The following is a 17875-nucleotide window of genomic DNA, read 5'->3' as shown; positions in this document are numbered from 1 at the left end:
TGGATAATGGTAGTGTTTTGATACCTTTCGTTTGAAAAATCGGCTATCTACTCTGAAATGACATGCTTATCCGTCCGTCTTGGATGGGAGGCTGGAACGGCAAAGGTTCTTTCCGGGCAAAGGCGGTGGCCCGGATGCGCTGCCGGACTGGCCGGGAATTGCGAGGCATATCGGAATGGCGAATAACAAGTACAATGAATCGATCGAGGACAAGGCGTTCAAGGCATTGGACGAGGCGCTTCAGATCGATTTCGGCCAGGAGAACGTGCCGTCTCGCCGCGGCAACGCGCCCCACGCCCCGGAGGCTAATGTGACTGACCCATCCAATGCCCGTAATCAGTCCCAGGAAGAAGCACAGCGCCGCCGTGGCCGCTCCGGCCGTACAGGCGATCAACAGGCGCCCCGGGCACCGGCATTCGCCCCGGCCAACGATGCCAGCCGCAATTCGCCCGCGTCACTTCTGAAGTCGCTGGAAAACGGCTCCAGCCGCCCTGCCCTGCGCACGGCCGCTCTCGTTTCCATCCTGTGGGTCGTCATCGGCCTCGGGCTGATGTTCATGCTCTATGCGCCGCAGATCTCGCAGATCCGCTCGCTGACCGATCTTGCCGCCCTGCCGGGCGTGATTGCCGGCATCGTTGGCATCATCGTGCCGGTCATGATGTTCTATGCCTTCGCCATCATGATCTCGCGCGCCCAGGACATGCGCAACGCCGCCCGCTCCATGGCCGAAGTTGCGCTGCGCCTTTCCGAGCCGGAAACCATTGCGTCTGAACGCATCATGACGGTCGGCCAGGCCGTGCGCCGCGAAGTCTCCGCCATGAACGAAGGCATCGAGCGCACAATCGCGCGTGCCTCCGAACTCGAAACGCTCGTGCATTCCGAAGTGAATGCGCTGGAGCGTTCCTACGCGGATAACGAACTGCGCGTGCGCGGCCTCGTCCACGAGCTCGGCTCCGAGCGCGAAGCGATCGTCAACCACGCCGACCGCATCCGCTCCTCTATCGCCGGCGTCCACGACCAGCTCAAGGAAGAACTGTCGCTTGCGACAGAAGAGATCGCTATCCGCCTTGCGACCTCGGGCGAAGCCTTCGCCTCGCTGATCGATACGCGCGCTGCTGCGATCATGGAGAAGTCGGACAGCGCCATGCAATCGCTCGGCACGCTGCTGGCTGCCAAGACCGATACGCTGCTCCACACACTGACCGCATCCGGCCTTGCGATCGGCAATGAATTCGACAACCGCTTGGACGCGCTGACCAGCACGATCAACGAACATGGCGAGCGCCTGCTCACCCAGTTCGAGACGCGCGCCTCGACGATGGATGCGAGCACCGAGCGCCTGAATGCCGCCCTGCAGGAGCGCACCCAGCAGCTCAACGAAATCCTGGTTTCCCGTACCCGCGAGATCAATCAGAGCCTGACATCAGGCGAGCGCACGATCGGCGGCACGCTCGACGATGTGCTCTCCAGGCTGAATGCCGCACTCGACGAAAAGGGCGCCAGCTTCCGCCAGAGCCTGCAATCGAGCGCCGACGATGCAGTCATGGATCTTGACGTGCGCTCCGGCTTCTTCGAGGAACGCCTGCAGACGACCGTCGCCCAGCTTTCGACAGCCTTCGACGAACGTGTCGCCGAATTCACCGATGCCTTCGACAAGCGCTCCGGCTCGCTCGACACCAAGCTCATCGAAAGCCTCACCCGTATCAACGAGACGCTGTCGGGCAATGCGGATTCCATCGAAGGCATCCTCAATTCCAATATCGAGCGCCTCGGCACATCCATGACCGAACAGTCGCTGGCGCTGGCGACTGCCTTCGCAACCGGTCAGGAAGTCCTGGAAAGCACCCTTTCCAGCCGTGCCGACGAGATCACCTCGGCGCTGTCGACCCGTACCGGCGAACTCGGCTCGGCGCTGAGCAGCGCCACGTCGGAAATCTCGCTGGCTCTCGCAGCCGGCACGTCCGAACTGCAGAACAATCTCGCCGCCCGGGCAGCCGAATTCCGCGATACGCTGCAGACAACCACGACCGAACTCGCCACTGCCGTGGACAGCGGCACTGAAAAGGTCACAGGGGCATTCGGCGGTCGCGCCGAAGAACTGAGCGGCGTTCTCGCTGCTCGCGCCGCTGAAATCACCGATGCACTGAAGATGGCGCATACCGGCATCGACAGCGTGATGGCCGAACGCGGCGGCGCGCTGATCGGCGCCCTCGCCGACCACCACAGCCGCTTCGACGAGGCGCTTGCGAGCCGTTCCGAAGCCATCATCAATACTGTCTCGGGCACGCATGACCGTCTCGCCGAAACCCTCGACGAGAAGGCGATGGCGCTCGCGATCTCGCTGAACGAGACGCAGTCGCGCATCGAAGACACGCTCTCGACCCATTCGGAATCGCTTATCAATGCCGTTTCCGGCACCAACGACCGCCTTTCTGAGACGCTGAAGCAAAACCAGGCCCGCATCGAGGACACGTTCGCGGCCCGGTCCGAGTCTTTCCTCAATGCCATCTCCGGCACGCATGAGCGCCTCTCCGATACGCTTGATGAAAAGGCGATGGCGCTCGCGATCTCGCTGAACGAAGGTCAGGCCCATATCGAGGATACGCTTGCGACCCGCTCGCAGGCCATCATCGATGCCGTCTCCGGCACGCATGACCGTCTCTCCGATACGCTCGATGAAAAGGCGATGGCGCTCGCGATCTCGCTGAACGAAGGTCAGGCCCGCATCGACGACACGCTGGCGACCCGTTCGGAGGCGCTGCTCAGCGCCGTTTCCAGCACGCATGACCGTCTCGCCGATACGCTCGATGAAAGGGCGATGGCGCTCGGCATCTCGCTGAACGAAACGCAGTCGCGCATCGAAGATACGCTCTCGACCCATTCGGAAGCGTTGATCAATGCCGTCTCGGGTACCCATGACCGCCTCGCCGAGACCCTCGACGAGCGGGCCATGGCGCTTGGCATTGCGCTGAACGAGACGCAGTCGCGCATCGAGGATACGCTGTCGACCCATTCGGAAGCGTTGATCAATGCCGTCTCGGGCACGCATGACCGCCTCTCCGAAACGCTCGACGAAAAGGCAATGGCGCTTGCCATCTCGCTGAACGAAAGCCAGAGTCGCCTGGAAGATACGCTGACGGCGGGCACCGACGCTTTCGTCAATGCTGCCACCGGCACGCATGACCGGATCGCTGCATCGCTCGGCGAAAGCCAGCTGCGCATCGAGGAAGCGCTCACCAGCCGCGCCGAATCCATCGCCAATGCCGTCACGAACAGCGCCGACCGCCTGTCCGATACGCTCGATGAAAAGACGATGGCGCTTGCCATTTCGCTCGATGACGGCCAGAGCCGCTTCGAATCCGCGCTCGAAAACCGCAGCAACGCCATTATGGATACCGTTGCCAATGCCGAAGAGCGTGTTGCCGGCGCCTTTGCCGACCGCACGGAAGCGATCCGTGCCGCCTATACGGATAACCAGGCACGTCTGGAAACCGCGCTCGCCGAGCACACTTCCACCCTGTCCGAAGCCCTCGATGCCGGCAGCGCCCGCATGGAAGGCATCATCGGCAGCATGACGGGCCGCATCGAGGATGGCCTTACCGACGCTGAGCAGCGTATGGCCGCCCTTGCCAACGATGCCGCAAGCAACGTCGAAGGCGGTCTCGCAGCCGCGCATGACCGCATCCGCACCACGCTTGACGACCGCACCAACGCCATCACGCTGACGCTGACCGAGGCCCATAACCTCATCAACGACACGCTCTCCGAACAGGCGACCTCGATCGGCACGTCGGTTGCGACGAGCATCGGCATGCTCGAAATGTCGCTGGAAGATCGTGAAGCTGCGATCCGCCAGGCCATTGACGGCAGCGCCCAGGCGCTCGAGGATCGCATGCGAGAAGGTGCCGGCCAGATCGCCGGCCGCTTCCAGGAAGCCGCCAACACGATCTCGCGTTCGGCCGCCGATTTCTCCGGCCATCTCGACCACTCCGTCGATAACCTCACGGGCCGCTTCACCGAGACCGGCGCGCGCGTCGAAGCCAGCCTGGCCGCCATCGAGGCCCGTATTGCCGATGGCGTCGGTGGCGTGGCCGACAAGGTCGACGCTGCAGGCAGCCAACTCTCCGGTCTTCTGGATGACGGCATCTCCCGTCTGGGTTCGATCGGCGACGACACAGCCCAGCGCATCGCCGCAACGCTCGGCAACAGCGCCGCAAACCTGACCCAGGCGCTCGACAGCCGCACCGCCAGCCTGACGGAAGCCTTCGACGGTCGCGCCGCCGGCCTGACGGATGCGCTGCATGCCGGCAGCGCCAACCTCACCCAGGCCCTGGACAACAGCAGCGCCAACCTCGCGCATGCTCTGGACAGCCACAGCGCCAAGCTCACACAGGCTCTGGACAGCCGCCGGGCACAGCTTACCGAAACGCTCGACAGTGGCAGTGCGAACATGGCCCAGTCGATCGACGGCCGGACCTCGGCCTTGAGCGACATGATGGACCGCGGCAACGCGCGTATCGAAGAGCGTCTCTCCACCATGGACCGCGCTCTGACCGTCGGTCTCGATGCCGTCAACCGCACGATCGAAGGTAAGGCAGCTGGTCTTGCCGCAAGCCTGCGCAACGCCGTTGCCGAAGCCGCCGAAGGCATGGATGGCGAAGCCGCCAAGTCTTCGGAACTGCTCAGCCGCACCGGCCAGCAGTTCGCCGAAGCCATGGACGAGCGCTCCGCGCAGATCGTCAACCGCGTCGCCGAGGCACAGAGCCGCCTCGCCGGCCAGGCTGCCGCCGTTGCTCAGACCTTCTCGGAGGCCGGCAACGTCATCGTCAGCAAGGTGGCGGAAGCAGAAAACATCGTCAGCAGCCAGGTCAGCGCCATCAATCATGCGCTCGCCGATGCCGGCCAGACGCTGGAAGCGCATGGCAGTTCCATCCGTTCGACGCTGACGGATGCCGGCAGCCAGATCACGTCCAGCATGGCTGAGGTCGACCGCGCGCTGGAGGCCCGCAGCAGCATCATCCGCTCCAGCCTGGAGCAGCGTGCCCGCGAAATCGACACCACACTCACCGATATCGACAAGGCGCTGGAAGCACGCGGCAACTCGATCCGCGCAACGCTCGACGAGCGCACCCGCGACTTGAACTCCATGCTTGCCGGCCGCTCCACCGAGCTGACGCGCATCCTGGATGAAACGGCACGGCCGATCATCGACCGCTACACCGACGCCGGCCAGGAAGCCGCGGCCCGCATCACCGCAGCCGCAAGTCTGAGCGCAGAGCGCCTGCGAGCGGAAAATGACGCGCTCACCCAGGCCGTTGCCGCCCGAGCCGAAAATGTCGCCAATGCCGTCGCCGCCATCGAAAACAGCCTGACGAACAACGTCAACGGGCTTGTCCAGCGCCTGTCGGAGAGCAGCGCCGCCATGTCCACGATGATGACGCGCGCCGCCGATCAGCTGAGCGGCGTCGACAGCCGCCTCGGCGATACGACCACGCGCTTCACGGACTCTGCCGCCAAGGCTGCCGAAATGGTTTCTGCTTCGACCCGCCTTCTCGAAGGCAAGGTCGATCGCCTGTCGGATATATCAGGCCAGACGCTCGCCCAGGTCGGCGGCATCATCGGCCGCTTCGACGACCATTCGAAGGTTCTCGGCCAGGCCTCGCAGCTTCTCGCTGCCGCCCAGTCCGGCCTCGTCTCGACGCTGGAAGAGCGTGAGACCGCCCTGCATACGCTGGCAGCCGGCCTCGTACAGCGTTCGGGCGAGATCGAAAAGACCATGCGCGGCCTCGGCGGTATGATCGAAACGGTCTTCGAGCGCGCCGAACAGCGCTCCAACCAGGTCACCGGCACGTTGCGCCAGAGCGTGCAGGCTTCGTTTGCCGATATCGGCCGCGTGCTCTCGGATACCGAGAAGCGCGCCGAGGAAGCAGCGTCGACCATGCGCGAAGCAATCAACCGCGCCGGCGAGGAAGCCAATGCGACGATCGACAACAGCTTTGCCAATGTCGAGCGCCGCTCCGGCGACCTCACCAACCGCTTGCGCGGCGGCCTGACGGCCTCGCTCTCGGAAGTCGAGCGTATGCTCGGCGAAGCCGGCCGCGCCTCCGACAATGCGGCGCAGAACCTGCGTGAATCGCTCCGCGATGCGATCGACGACGCCGTCGGCCGCTTCTCGGGTGCAACGGAAGAGATCCGCCGCTCCGCAACCGATATCCGCAACGAACTCGATGCCACTCGCGCCGACCTGAAGCGTGGTGCCTTCGATCTGCCGGAAGAGGCCAAGGAAAGCGCGTCCGCCATGCGCCGCGCCGTCGCCGAGCAGATCAAGGCCCTGCAGGATATTTCGCAGATCGTCGGCCGCTCCAGCCAGCGTCTCGAAATCTCCGAGCCGGTCGCCCGCACGCTCGCTCAGGCCGAGCCTGCGCCCCGCGTCACCCAGCCGGTGATCCCGACGGCGCCTGCCCCGCAGCCGGCCCCGACGGCACGCCAGTCGATCGAATCCATGGGCCTGCGCGGCACCATTGCGCCCACGCCAGCTTCCGCACCCGCTCCGCAGCGCCCGGTTGCCCAGGCTCCCCAGCCAGCGCCTGCTCCGCAGGTTCGGCAGGAAGCGCCGCGGACGGAAGCCACCAGTGGCGGCTGGATCAGCGATCTCCTACGCGGCGCCTCGCGTGACGAAGCCGAAGAGGCGCCGCGTGCGCCGGCCCGTCCCGCAGCGGAAGCCGCTGCTCCGGCCCCAGCTCCCGCCCAGCGCGCCAACGACGCCCGCAACCCGCGCCATGTCGTTGAATCGCTGAACTCGCTCTCGGTCGACATCGCCCGCGCCATCGATCATGACGCTTCGGTCGACCTGTGGCGCCGCTACCAGCGCGGTGAACGCGACGTCTTCACCCGTCGCCTCTACACGCTGAAGGGCCAGCAGACCTTCGACGAGATCAAGCGCAAGTACGACCGCGAGCCGGAATTCCGCACCGCCGTCGATCGCTACATCGGTGACTTTGAAAAGCTGCTCGCCGACGTCGCCCGCACCGATCCGAACCGCACGGTCACCCAGTCCTACCTGACCTCGGATACCGGCAAGGTCTATACGATGCTGGCCCATGCGGCGGGCCGGTTGAACTGAGTTGCCGGGCAAACCTGACGTGGTGAGACAAAAAGGGTCATCTGTGGATGGCCCTTTTTTATTGCCCCGGCTCCTTCATTCCGTCACAAACATCCCTGATCCGCATGCACCAACTGGCCATCAAGGCCCGCAAGACCATCACCAAGCCATCCGCTTGCCACGACAGAGACCGTAGACATTGATGACCAAGACGACCTCCCGGCTGATAGCCGCCGCCTTCTCGTCCGCATTTCTTCTGGGCGCGTTCATTAAGGCCGAAGCCGGCCAGGCAAGTTTTCTGGTGGACGTGCAGACCGGCCAGGTTCTCGAGGCGTTCAATCAGGACGATCTGAATTATCCGGCATCGCTCACGAAGATGATGACGCTCTATCTCACCTTCCAGGCGCTGCATGACAAACGCCTGACCTGGGACCAGAAGATCACCATGTCGGAAAATGCCGAGAGCAAGGAGCCGTTCAAGCTTGCCATCGGCGCCGGCCGCAAGGTCACGGTCAAGGAGGCTGTCGAAAGCATCGTCGTTCTCTCGGCCAACGATTCCGCTGTGGCGCTTGCCGAACAACTCGGCGGCTCCGAACAGGCTTTTGGCACGCTCATGACGGAGAAAGCCCGCCAGCTCGGCATGGCGAACACCGTCTTCAAGAACCCGTCGGGCCTGCCGGATCCGGAACAGGTTACTACGGCGCGCGATATGGCCACACTCGGCGTTTCGCTGATGCGCGACTTCCCCGAGGAGTTCAAGCTCTTCTCCATGCGCGGCTTCCAGTTCCGCGGCATGAAGCTGCGCGGCCACAACAACCTCATGTACCGCTACAACGGCGTCGACGGCATCAAGACCGGCTTCACAGATGCGTCGGGCTATAACGTCGTGACATCGGCTGCCAAGGACGGACGCCGCGTCGTCGGCGTCGTCATGGGCGAAAAGACCGCCAGCCTGCGCGATGACAAGATGGCGGGCCTGCTTGACAGCTACCTGCCCTCGGCCTCCACCGCTACTGCTTCAGCAACGGGCGGAACGCCGACGATGACGGATGCTCAACCGACGAAATGACATGGTAGGTAAGGCTGCTCAGCAGTTTTGCCTTCCGCTGCGATGCCTGTGCATCATTGCGTTCAGTGACTGGAAAGAAATCGCTGCTGGGCCTGCTCTCGGTCTGTTTCCGGAATGCAACGAGCCCAGCCAGAATAATTGATAGCCCCGCCCGAGAAAGTGAGCTCCGGCGATTCAATGTTCCCTCTCTGAACCGTCCATTGAAGAAGCGAGCCCCACCAGAAGTTTCGCTTCTGGCAGCCAAATCGCACGCAAGTAAATTGAATGGATTTGGAGACTTGTGTGCAGCTGAATCCCAATGCTCGGAGCTTTGTGGCCATGGCGGCCTCGTCTCCGTTCATTTCGGTCGCGAGTTGTTGGACGAAGGCTTTGTAGGCATCGAGGTTAAGAGGCAGCGGAGCGAGCGTATTGTTGCGAACATCCTGAGCTTGCGCACTGCTCCAGGCTTCAAAAATGAGCAAGAGCGCGAATGCTAAACTGCACGCTGTTCTCAGTTGCGACATCCTTCCCCCGGCATTCCTCAGGGCTCTGAATGACCTAGATAGATTTCAGCGTCCAGCCAACGATCTCGTCGGTGACCGATGTAAAGGCACGGCCTAGCCCCTTGACGAAGCTCACGTTGTCACCGCCGGCCGGAGCAGTGGCTCGGAAGACCTGCTGGGCGCGCACGGTGCCGTTGCGATCGTTGAGGATCTTGGCGGAAATCTCCACCACGGCCTTGTTGCCAGACGCCGCGTCGATCTCGAAGGAGCGGATGTCTGTGACGAGCTGATAGTCGATTGCCAGTCCCTGCCCCGGCTTTCCGACGCCGCCGAGCTTGCCGGAATTCTCGAAGGCCTGGACGAGCTTCGATTGCACCATCCGCGGCAGCGTATCGCTCCACTGCGAGCGCGACAGATACTGGATTTCCGAGGGCGAAACGCGGATGACGATCTGGTCGCTGTTCAGCGCCTTCAATGCCGTCGGATCGGCGATCAGGATCTGCTTGCTCTTGGCCGACGGACCGGTACCATCGACTGTAGCTGCCGAGAGATCGTAGGTGTCGTTCTTCGCCGCCGTTCCGCAGCCTGCAAGAAGCGCTGCCGTCAGCGGCAAAATAATCGCCGTTCCACGGATCCAGGAACGGCGCGACATCACATGCGATAGACCCATATTACGCTACCCCTGACCTCTGTTTTTCTTTCCCGCAATTCCGGACGTAAAACCGCTACACATTTTTCCTGGAATTGCGCTAGCGCCGCGTACGCCCGTCATATTGCTTGACCGTCGGCCCGCCGAAGATGATCCGCTGCGGATTCTGGTCGAAATTGCTGATGGCATTGTTGAGATTGTTCGCCGTGCCCCGCAACTCGTTGACGAGCGTCTGGACGTCACTCAGGCCGCTGCCCGAGAACCTCTGCAGATTGTCGGCGATCGGCCCGATACGCGCGTTGACGTTGTCGGCAACCTTCTTGAAGGATTCGAGCGTCGCGCGCGCCTCGGTAAAGAGCGAATTGGTATTGTCGGAGCCGAGCAGCGCATCGACCTTGATAAGGATGCCGTCGACGCGCGTCGAAGCCGAGTTTAGCTTGTTCGCCATCTGCTGGACGTCCTGGATCGTCTGGTCGATATCCTTGCGGCGATCTCTGACGGTATCGGTGACGTCGCGGATCGAGGCGACAGCGGCGCGTGCATCTTTGGTCGCCTGCGCGATATCGTCGACCGAACCCTTCACCTTGTTGGTGTCGATGGCGGCGACCAGCGTATCGACACGATCGAGTGTGACCTGTGCCTTCTTGCCGAATTCGTTGTAGGTCGTCACCGTCTGGTCGACCTTGTCGACGAGCCCCTTCAGATCGCCGGAGGCGTCGGCTATGTCACGGCTCACCTTCTCCGCATTGCTCAGGATCGTATTGATCTTTTTGGCATCGACCGCCTTCACCAGATCTTCGACAGCAGCAAGAGTCGAGTCGACGCGGCCCGAGACATTGCGCACCGTGTTGGAGAGATCGCCCACACTCTGCAGGAAGCTGTCGATATTGCCGGAGTTCTTGGCGAGCGCATCCGAGAAGGTTTCGGCATTCTGCAGGGTCTTGGTCAGCGGCCCGCGCGCATCGCGCACGAAGCCTTGCACGTCGCCGACGGCGTCATTGGCGCGGTCGAGGATCTTGTCGGCGGTTGCGAGCAGGTTGGTGACGCTCGACTGGTCGGCGACGATCACGGCGCGTTTGCCGCTTTCCAGCGCCTGCTGGAGAATGTTCTTTTCTTCCTTGCGGCCGCCCGAAAGCTCGATATAGGCCGCACCCGTCAGGCCCTGGATTTCAAGGGCAGCCTTGGTCGAGGGATAGATTGGTGCATCCGAGCGAACTTCGGTAAAGGCCAGCGAATATTGCGGGTCGTCGGCATCGATGGAGAGCGTCTGCACCGAGCCGACCTGAATGCCGTTGAACCGGACAGGCGAACCGACGCTGAGGCCGTTGGCGGAGCCCGGGATGCGCACGATTAGCTCCGCCATCGGCCCGCTGCGGCCATATTCGGCCATCCAGTAGACGAAACCGAATGCGGCCGCGATCACCAGAACGGTGAAAAAGCCGACGATCGTGTAATTGGCTCTGGTTTCCATCGTCTCCGGTCACTTCCCGCTGTCATGCTGCGCCCGGGCCGCCGGCGCGTCTTCCTGCGGCACGATTGAACGCGCACGCTTGCCCTTGAAGTAGGCTTGAACCCACGGATCGTCGTAGGCCAGCATGTCGTCGATCGTTCCTTCCACCATTACCCGCTTCTTTCCGAGCACGGCAATACGGTCGCAGACCGAAAACAGGCTGTCGAGGTCGTGGGTCACCATATAGACCGTTAACCCCAGGCTATCGCGCAGATTGGCGATCAGCTCGTCGAATTCCGCAGCACCAATGGGATCGAGGCCGGATGTCGGCTCGTCGAGGAAGACGAGTTCCGGGTCGAGCGCCAGCGCGCGGGCGAGCGCCGCACGCTTGATCATGCCGCCTGAAAGTTCGGACGGATATTTGTCCGCCGCGTCGGCTGCCAGGCCCACCATCCGGATCTTCAGATGCGCGAGCTCATCCATCAGCGAAGCGGGCAGATCGAGATATTCGCGCATCGGCACCTGGATATTCTCCTTCACCGTCAGCGAGGAGAAAAGCGCGCCCTGCTGGAAGAGGACGCCGAGACGCATGTCGAGCGCATTGCGCTCCGGCTCGTCCAGCTCGTCGAAATCCTGGCCCAAGATCTTGATAGTGCCGGAGCGGCGCGGCAGCAGGCGCAGCACGGTGCGCATCAGCACCGATTTGCCAGTGCCGGAAGCGCCGACGAAGCCCAGGATCTCGCCGCGGTAGATATCGAGGTTGAGCTTATCGAGCACGACCTTGGAGCCAAAACCGACCGTGACGTCACGCGCTGAAAGGACGACATCACGCCCCTCATTTTCGGTGCCGTTCTTGCTCGTTTCGATCGGTTGCTGATCCACGTTGTCCGCCATGTCAGAAATCGATCGCTGCATAGAACATCGCAAAAAGTCCGTCCATCAGGATGACGACGAAAATCGCCTTCACGACGGAAGCCGTCACATGCTGGCCAAGCGATTCGGCGCTGCCGCCGACCTTCAGGCCTTCGACCGCCGCGACGATGCCGATGACGAGCGCCATGAACGGCGCCTTGATCATGCCGGCAAGAACCGTCGAGAGCGTCACAGCCTCATGCAGGCGCGACAGGAAGGTGGCGAACGTAATGCCAGAATAGGCATAGGCGACGGCGGCGGCACCCGCCAGCGACGCAAAGTTGGCAATTACGGTCAGAAGCGGCAGCGCAACGGTCAGCGCCACTAGCCGCGGGAAGATCAGCACTCCGATCGGGTTGAGGCCCATCACTTTCAGCGCGTCGACTTCCTCGCGCATCTTCATCGAACCGATTTCGGCGGTGATCGCGCTGCCCGACCGGCCGGCGATCATGATCGCGGTCAGAAGCACGCCGATTTCACGAAGCTGCAGGATGCCGACAAGGTCGACGACGAAGATTTCCGCACCGAAATAACGAAGCTGGAAGGCGCCCTGCTGCGCGATGATCGCGCCGATCAGGAAGGACATCAGCAGGATGATCGGAACGGCCCGCACACCCATGTGGTCGATCTGGTTGACGATCGAGGCCGGCGAAACGCCGCTGCCGCGGCCGAACTTCATCTGCGCGCCGCGCACCGCCGAGCCGAGGATATACATCGAGGCAGCGACATTGTCCCAGACATCGAGGGTCATCCGCCCGATCGGTGCGAGGATGCGCTCGGCGATCGAGAGCTTCTCCTTCTGCTCAGGCTCCTGCTTTTCAGGTTCCTTGGAGAAAGTTGCGATCAGCTCGTCGATATGCTGGTTCGTGCCTTCGAAACGGACCGTCCTCCCGGCCTCTTCCTGCTTCTTCTTTAGCCGGCAAAGCAACCAGATGCCGGCCGTATCGATATCAGTGACATCGGAAAGATCGAGCGTCAGGTCGCCGCTATTGTTGCGCGCCAGCTTGTCGAAATCCTGCAGGACGAGATGGATGTTGGCGCTGCGCCAATTGCCTGCAAGATGCACATGCTGGCCCGAGCCCTCGGCTCGGTCGTCCACATGCAGCGAGGCGGCGTTGCGTTTCTCGGACTTCAAAATACTTGTGTCTTTCAATGCTTGCAGCGACAGTCCCGACTCGCGAACATAATATTCGCCGCCCGGCGCGTTAATATACAGAACGAACGGGCAATTTCCATGCTCGCAGGAGAGCAAATATGCCGCGCCACCTTGATATCCAGATGAATTCATTCCCGATTGCGGGCACCTTCACCATCTCGCGCGGGGCAAAGACCTCGGCGGAGGTGATCACCTGCACGCTGACAGAATCAGGAGCCAGGGGTTTGGGCGAATGTGTGCCCTACCGCCGCTATGGCGAGACGATGGAAAGCGTAATGGCGCAGATCGAAGCGGCCCGCCCGCTGATCGAGGATGGCATCTCCCGGGCTGCGTTGCTGCATGCCATGCCGCCGGGAGCAGCCCGCAATGCCGTCGATTGCGCGCTCTGGGATCTCGAAGCCAAACTATCAGGCCGGAGCGTTGCCGACCGGCTCGATCTGCGCAAGCTGAAGCCCCTGACGACAGCCTATACGATCTCGCTCGGAGAACCGGATGTCATGGCCGCCCAGGCGCGTGAACATGCCCAGCGCCCGGTCCTGAAGGTCAAGGTCGGTACTGGCAATGACGAGAGCCGGATTCTGGCGGTGCGCGCCGCAGCGCCCGATTCCGCCATCATCCTCGATGCCAATGAGGGCTGGCCCGAAGACAGGCTGGAACATCATCTTCGCATTGCTGCCGAAGCCAATATTGCGCTGGTGGAGCAGCCGCTCCCGGCCGGTCGTGACGACATGCTGGCCGAGATTGCCCGCCACGTGCTCGTTTGTGCCGATGAGAGCGTCCACCACACCGGCGACCTCGCAAGCCTTGCCGACCGCTACGACGCGATCAACATCAAGCTTGATAAAACCGGCGGCCTGACGGAAGCGCTGGAAATGAAGGAGGAAGCGCAGCGGCTCGGCTTCTCCATCATGATCGGCTGCATGGTCGGCACATCGCTTGCGATGGCGCCTGCCGTGCTTCTGGCGCAGGATGCTGATTTCGTCGATCTCGACGGCCCGCTGTTGCTTGCCCGCGACCGCGAACCTGGCCTGAACTATGCCGGCTCCCTCGTATTCCCGCCTGACGCCAGCCTCTGGGGCTGAAGATAATAGGCGATGATGACGAGTGCGAGCCCGAAGGCGGCGACACAGGCCATGACATAATAGCTGTCGAGGCCGAGTGCGGAATAAATATAGCCGGAGGCGATCGTCATCAGGCCCGAGGCCATGCCGATATAGAAGAAATAGGCACCCTGGGCAGAGGCTTCCTGCGTCTCCTGCACCGTGGCGACGATGCGCCGCTGCACGCCGGTATGCACGAAGGCATAGGTAAAGCCGTGCAGGCATTGCAGCATTAAGAAGCCGATGAAGCTCGTCTCCATTGGGAAGAACACCCAGCGGCAGATACTGACGGCGCAGCCGAAACGGATCAGCGTCCAGGCATTGAAGCGGCGGTTGAGCCGCCGCGACAGGAAGAAGACCGTTACTTCGGAGGCGACGCCGGCGCTCCAGAGAAGACCGACCGCGGTGCCCGAAAAACCGAGCTGGTGCCAATAGATCGAGGAGAAGGCGTTGAGCAGCGCATGGCTTGCCTGCTGGATGGAAACGCCGAGCAGCAGAAGCAGCAGATGCGGCTCGCGCAGCCCGCTGCCCGTCGTCGCCGGGAGATTGATCGGCTGGCCGCGCCGCCGTGTCGGCCCGATGCGCGGACAGAAAACGGCCATGACGATTGTCAGCGTGAAGCCGAAGATCATCACCGGCAGCACCATGGCGCCGCCCCAGTTGCCAACCAACTCGCCGCCGATCAACGTGGAAATAATGAAGGCGACTGAGCCCCAGACGCGCATGGAGCCATAATCGAGCCCCCAGCGGCGCACACCCGAAATCACGATCGATTCGACGACCGGCACATAGGGCGCGAAGGTCGCGCCCTGCAGTGCAAAGACGATCAGCACCGGCCAGAAATTCGTCGTCCAGCAGAGGGCGATGGCCGTCAGCAGCGAAAGGATGCCTGACCACAGGAGCACATGTGCCCTCTCCTGCATGCGATCGGCGAAGACTGCCACGATCGGCGCCACGAGAACGCGCACCACCATCGGTACGGCCAGAATCGTGCCGATCTGATGGTCATTGAACTGGTGAGTTGCAAGCCAGACGGGGAAGAAGGGCAGAACGATACCGTTGACCAGCAGCGGCGCGCTGTAACACAGCGCGCTAAGCTGCCGGAAGCGCGGCGGCGCTCCCTCACCCGTCGAGGGATTTTGTGCGGGAATCATGATGGACCTGAAGGAAACTATGCGTTGCCTAACACATCCAATCCAACACGACTATGGCGAGAAATAGCCCAACCGTAACGTTTCGAAAATAACTCGAAACGATTTAAAAAATAAATGGGGCCTGTCGCCCGACGGCAACGGCTAAATTCATGATGCACCGGCAAGGCCGGCGCGGTAGACGCACATTATTCAGGCAGCCTGCGGGGCGAGTTCGCCCTCTTCAAGCAATTCGATAGAGGTCAGGGCCGGCACGTTGCTGGTCAGCGCACGCCAGGTGATGAGTTCGAACGTACCGTCTTCATGCTCGACGATCGCCGTGCAGCTTTCGACCCAGTCGCCGGTATTGATGTAGCGGATGCCGTCCATATCCTCGATCACGGCGTGATGGATATGGCCACAGATGACGCCGTCGGCACCGCTCTTGCGGGCTTCTTCGGCAACCACGCGCTGGAACTCGCCGATGAAGTTGACGGCGTGTTTGACCTGCAGCTTGGCCCAGGCCGAGAAGGACCAGTAGGGCATGCCGAGGTGGCGGCGGACGGCTGCGAGCACGATGTTGATGCGGATCGCCGTGTCGTAGGCCCAGTCGCCGAGATAGGCGAGCAGCCGGGCATTGCGCACGACCACGTCGAATTCGTCGCCATGCAGGATCAGGTACTTCTTGCCGTCGGCGCCGTCATGGATGATGCGCTCGACCACCTCGATGCCGCCGAAATGCATGCCGGGAAAGGCGCGCAGGAATTCGTCGTGATTGCCGGGGATATAGACGACACGCGTACCCTTGCGCGCCTTGCGCAAGAGTTTCTGGACCACGTCGTTACAGACCTGCGGCCAGTACCAGCTGCGCTTCAGGCGCCAGCCATCGACAATATCGCCAACGAGGTAGATCGTGTCTGCCTCGTGATATCTAAGGAAATCCAGCAGGAAATCCGCCTTGGCGGCCTTCGAGCCGAGATGCACATCGGAAATGAAGAGGGTGCGGAAGCGCCGAGGTTCCATCATGTCTGTCACAAGCCTTTCCGCTCGTGTCCCATCGTTCTTCGTCTGATCTTCCAAAATCAGACTCGTGTTTCAGGAAGATGACAAGGCTGCGGGAAAAGCGCTGCAAACCTGTTCATACAGGCTAGATGTGGAGCGCCGGGCGACCTTTCCACGGTGCTTCACCGGGAACGTCAACCGCCCCCCTTCGAGGCACTGGCCGACTTCACGCCAACACCTTCACATTCCGGCGCTGGCGCGAAACTCCCTCCCTAAAACATCAATCCTCAGGCAGTCCGCACCGTCGCCATCGGTTTCACGTTCTGGTTCATCCGGAACAGATTGTTCGGATCGTAACGCCGCTTGATCTCAGCAAGGCGGGCGTAGTTGGCGCCATAGGCGGCTTCGACCCGGTCGGTTTCGTCGTCAGGCATGAAGTTGATATAGGCGGTTCCCACAGCATGCGGCTTGGTGGCCTCGAAAAGCTCGCGCGCCCAGCCGACGCAGCTTCCATCCATCCCGGTTTCCCGCCAGCGGGCATGCACGTTCATGACGAAATGCGAGCTGCGCTGCGGAAATGCGGTGGCTTCGTTGGCCACGCGGCCGGCAGCCCCTCCGACATGGCCGATGAAGATCTCGCATTCCGGGCCGGGCAGCCTGCGCATCGCCTTGAGCAGCACGTCGATCGCCGCATCGGACAAGGAAGCGAAATCCTGGCTCTTCCAGTAATTGCGCGCACCTGGTGTGAGCAGCGGATCGAAGGCCTGCTGCCAGCCGGTGAACGGCATCGGGCCGACGATATCGGCAATCGGCTTTCCGATCGCGCGCAACCTGGCCGCAGCCTTTTCACCCGCCGCGACATCTCCGCAATAACACATCGCCAGCACCACGATCTCCTTGCCGTGCCATTCGGCCGGCAGGAAGGGCAGCGGCGGCGCCTGGCGCATCACCACCCAGCAGGTCAGTTCGTCGGGCGCCGCCTCCAGCGCCTGGCGGTATTCCTTCAGCACCTTTTCCGCATCGGCGAAGGGATGCACGACGAGCCCGGCGAGAACCTCGGTGTCGAGCGGGTTGAGCTTGAACTCGAAGGAGGTCACGACGCCGAAATTGCCGCCGCCGCCGCGCAGCGCCCAGAAGAGATCGGGCTTATCCGTCTCGCTCGCCTTGATCAGTTCGCCATCCGCCGTCACCACGTCGACCGAAAGCAGATTGTCGAGGGTCAGTCCAAATTTGCGGGTCAGCCAGCCGAAGCCGCCGCCAAGCGTCAGGCCGGCGATGCCTGTCGTGGAATTGATGCCGGTCGGCAGCACCAGCCCGAAGGCCAGCGTTTCCTTGTCGACATCGGCAAGCGTTGCGCCCGGCTCGATCCTGGCACGCCGCGTCTGCGGATCGACCCGCACCGATTTCATCGTCGACAGGTCGATGACGACGCCGCCGTCGCAGACGGCGTTGCCGGCAATGCCGTGTCCGCCGCCGCGCACCGAAACGAGAAGATTGTTGTCGCGCGCGAACCGCACCGCCCGAACGACATCGGCAGCGCCCGCGCAGCGCGCGATGAGGCCGGGCCGTCGGTCGATCATCGCATTCCAGATCGCCCGCGCCTCGTTGTAATTCATATCCTTGCTCGTCAGGAGACTGCCGCGAAATCCGGCGGCAAATGCATCGATGGCCACGTCATTGACCATCGTCTGACCCCTTTGCAGGGTCGTGAGGTTCAAGTTGTCCATGATTTCCTCCATGCGACCGGCGCCCCGCACCGTCGCACGCGGCATTCTGCGCTTGCCGCCCTCGCCAGACAAGTTTCCCCAAAAGGATTAGCTGGC

11 protein-coding genes are annotated in these 17875 nt (G+C 62.4%); 3 read left to right on the top strand and 8 right to left on the bottom strand.

Annotation, left to right across the window (positions count from 1 at the left end; all coding sequences use genetic code 11):
• The first annotated feature begins 175 nt into the window (after positions 1–175).
• Together H4W29_RS33125 and H4W29_RS33120 are read left to right on the top strand one after the other, a co-directional pair.
• Complete coding sequence (locus H4W29_RS33125; RefSeq protein ID WP_192733083.1) at positions 176–7123, top strand: apolipoprotein A-IV repeat region-like domain-containing protein; 6948 nt, start codon at positions 176–178, stop codon at positions 7121–7123.
• A gap of 181 nt (positions 7124–7304) precedes the next feature.
• Positions 7305–8171, top strand: coding sequence for a D-alanyl-D-alanine carboxypeptidase family protein (locus H4W29_RS33120; RefSeq protein WP_192733082.1), 867 nt, complete (start codon positions 7305–7307; stop codon positions 8169–8171).
• A 62-nt stretch (positions 8172–8233) separates the two neighbouring features.
• Here the strand turns inward: H4W29_RS33120 and H4W29_RS33115 are convergent, their stop codons facing one another.
• The 5 genes from H4W29_RS33115 to H4W29_RS33095 form a co-directional block, all read right to left on the bottom strand.
• Complete coding sequence (locus H4W29_RS33115; RefSeq protein WP_192733081.1) at positions 8234–8674, bottom strand: hypothetical protein; 441 nt, start codon at positions 8672–8674, stop codon at positions 8234–8236.
• A 34-nt stretch (positions 8675–8708) separates the two neighbouring features.
• A complete protein-coding gene (locus H4W29_RS33110; RefSeq protein WP_192733080.1) occupies positions 8709–9323 on the bottom strand; it encodes an ABC-type transport auxiliary lipoprotein family protein in 615 nt (204 codons plus the stop codon).
• A gap of 79 nt (positions 9324–9402) precedes the next feature.
• On the bottom strand, positions 9403–10773 hold the full coding sequence (locus tag H4W29_RS33105) for an MlaD family protein (RefSeq protein WP_192733079.1): 1371 nt from the start codon (positions 10771–10773) through the stop codon (positions 9403–9405).
• A 9-nt stretch (positions 10774–10782) separates the two neighbouring features.
• Positions 10783–11646, bottom strand: a complete 864-nt coding sequence (locus H4W29_RS33100; RefSeq protein ID WP_192733078.1) for an ABC transporter ATP-binding protein — start codon at positions 11644–11646, stop codon at positions 10783–10785.
• A 1-nt stretch (position 11647) separates the two neighbouring features.
• Positions 11648–12817: an MlaE family lipid ABC transporter permease subunit gene (locus tag H4W29_RS33095; RefSeq protein WP_192733077.1), complete on the bottom strand. Its 1170-nt coding sequence runs from the start codon at positions 12815–12817 to the stop codon at positions 11648–11650.
• 101 nt (positions 12818–12918) lie between these two features.
• On the opposite strand from H4W29_RS33095, the gene dgcA reads away from it, so the two are divergent.
• Positions 12919–13902 (top strand): N-acetyl-D-Glu racemase DgcA, encoded by a 984-nt coding sequence (gene dgcA, locus H4W29_RS33090; RefSeq protein WP_192733076.1) that lies wholly within the window; start codon positions 12919–12921, stop codon positions 13900–13902.
• Here the strand turns inward: dgcA and H4W29_RS33085 are convergent.
• From H4W29_RS33085 to H4W29_RS33075, 3 genes are all read right to left on the bottom strand, one after another.
• Positions 13854–15074, bottom strand: a complete 1221-nt coding sequence (locus tag H4W29_RS33085; protein ID WP_192733075.1) for an MFS transporter — start codon at positions 15072–15074, stop codon at positions 13854–13856. The genes dgcA and H4W29_RS33085 overlap by 49 nt on opposite strands.
• A gap of 189 nt (positions 15075–15263) precedes the next feature.
• Positions 15264–16076 (bottom strand): UDP-2,3-diacylglucosamine diphosphatase, encoded by an 813-nt coding sequence (locus H4W29_RS33080; RefSeq protein ID WP_192733284.1) that lies wholly within the window; start codon positions 16074–16076, stop codon positions 15264–15266.
• Positions 16077–16339: 263 nt separating this feature from the next.
• Positions 16340–17779, bottom strand: coding sequence for an FAD-binding oxidoreductase (locus H4W29_RS33075; protein ID WP_192733074.1), 1440 nt, complete (start codon positions 17777–17779; stop codon positions 16340–16342).
• Positions 17780–17875: the final 96 nt, after the last annotated feature.

The organism is Rhizobium viscosum, from assembly GCF_014873945.1.
Classification (GTDB): domain Bacteria; phylum Pseudomonadota; class Alphaproteobacteria; order Rhizobiales; family Rhizobiaceae; genus Rhizobium; species Rhizobium viscosum.
The sequence above is the reverse complement of the archived record's forward strand: the minus strand, read 5'-3'. Positions and strand labels throughout refer to the sequence as shown.

What these genes read in the sequence shown, in the direction of transcription:
- H4W29_RS33125 (WP_192733083.1), top strand. Translation starts at nt 176, where the DNA reads ATGGCGAATAACAAGTACAATGAATCGATCGAGGACAAGGCGTTCAAG.
- H4W29_RS33120 (WP_192733082.1), top strand. Translation starts at nt 7,305, where the DNA reads ATGACCAAGACGACCTCCCGGCTGATAGCCGCCGCCTTCTCGTCCGCA.
- H4W29_RS33115 (WP_192733081.1), bottom strand. Translation starts at nt 8,674, where the DNA reads ATGTCGCAACTGAGAACAGCGTGCAGTTTAGCATTCGCGCTCTTGCTC.
- H4W29_RS33110 (WP_192733080.1), bottom strand. Translation starts at nt 9,323, where the DNA reads ATGGGTCTATCGCATGTGATGTCGCGCCGTTCCTGGATCCGTGGAACG.
- H4W29_RS33105 (WP_192733079.1), bottom strand. Translation starts at nt 10,773, where the DNA reads ATGGAAACCAGAGCCAATTACACGATCGTCGGCTTTTTCACCGTTCTG.
- H4W29_RS33100 (WP_192733078.1), bottom strand. Translation starts at nt 11,646, where the DNA reads ATGGCGGACAACGTGGATCAGCAACCGATCGAAACGAGCAAGAACGGC.
- dgcA (WP_192733076.1), top strand. Translation starts at nt 12,919, where the DNA reads ATGCCGCGCCACCTTGATATCCAGATGAATTCATTCCCGATTGCGGGC.
- H4W29_RS33085 (WP_192733075.1), bottom strand. Translation starts at nt 15,074, where the DNA reads ATGATTCCCGCACAAAATCCCTCGACGGGTGAGGGAGCGCCGCCGCGC.
- H4W29_RS33080 (WP_192733284.1), bottom strand. Translation starts at nt 16,076, where the DNA reads ATGATGGAACCTCGGCGCTTCCGCACCCTCTTCATTTCCGATGTGCAT.
- H4W29_RS33075 (WP_192733074.1), bottom strand. Translation starts at nt 17,779, where the DNA reads ATGGACAACTTGAACCTCACGACCCTGCAAAGGGGTCAGACGATGGTC.